This is a genomic window from Caloramator australicus RC3, assembly GCF_000297115.1.
Taxonomy (GTDB): domain Bacteria; phylum Bacillota; class Clostridia; order Clostridiales; family Caloramatoraceae; genus Caloramator; species Caloramator australicus.
Map to the genome: position 1 here is coordinate 1 of NZ_CAKP01000107.1, position 903 is coordinate 903.

1 protein-coding gene is annotated in these 903 nt (G+C 34.4%); it reads right to left on the bottom strand.

Annotated elements, in window-relative coordinates:
- Nucleotides 1–903, bottom strand: a 903-nt coding sequence (locus CAAU_RS10375) for an IS1182 family transposase (RefSeq protein ID WP_040306522.1), incomplete at both ends; no start/stop codon positions are given.

Genomic DNA, 903 nt, shown 5'->3' on the forward strand with positions numbered 1-903 from the left:
CACATCCAATTTGCCATCTTCTTTAAATTAAAGCAAGCACAAACAAGCATCGCTTGCATGGACACTTTTTCTATCCCTCTTAGTGTTGTCCATCGCAAACCATGCTTCTCCTTCAAGTCGGCAAATACCCTCTCTATGGTTTTGCTTCTATCTTTATATAGTTCTTTGCATTCGTATGTATGTCTCAAATGTTCTACTTCTTCTAGATATCCTTCCCATATATGTCGATTGACTATTTTTGTGTGATTTTTACTGCTTGTGCACATGCTTAAATATGGGCAGTTCTTGCATACTTCCGGATTTGATTTGTATACCCTATATCCATCTCTGTTTGTTGTTGCGTATTCTAATATTTGATTGTTGGGACATATATAGCAATCATAGTATTCATCATAAACAAATTCTTTCTTTGGAAAATATCCCTCCTTATGTTGTGGCCTCTTGTATGGCATGGATGGTAATATATTCCTATCTAATAATTCTTTGCATATATGAGGAGTCTTGTAGCCTGCATCTACTGCTACTGCTCTTGGTCTCCCTACATTCTTTTCTACTTCGTTTAATATGTCCACAAACATTACACTATCATGAACATTTGCAGCTGTTAATATAGTCCCTAATATCATTCCATTTTTGTCGCAGGCTGTATGTAGGGAAAAACCAAATTGATGCTCCTTTTCATTTTTATTTATCATTCCGCTATCTGGATCTGTTGTGCTCCTCTTTACTTCTTTCATTTTTACATTTTCATTTTCAAAATCCAATGGCTTTAACCCATGATTTTCTCTATCTTCGTTTATTTCTTTTTCTAATGCTTCCTTGTATGTTTTTGTTTGTTCTTCTACAAATACTTTCTCATATTTTTTCTTGTTAGCATTTGCTTTGATGTGGGTTGAATCTATA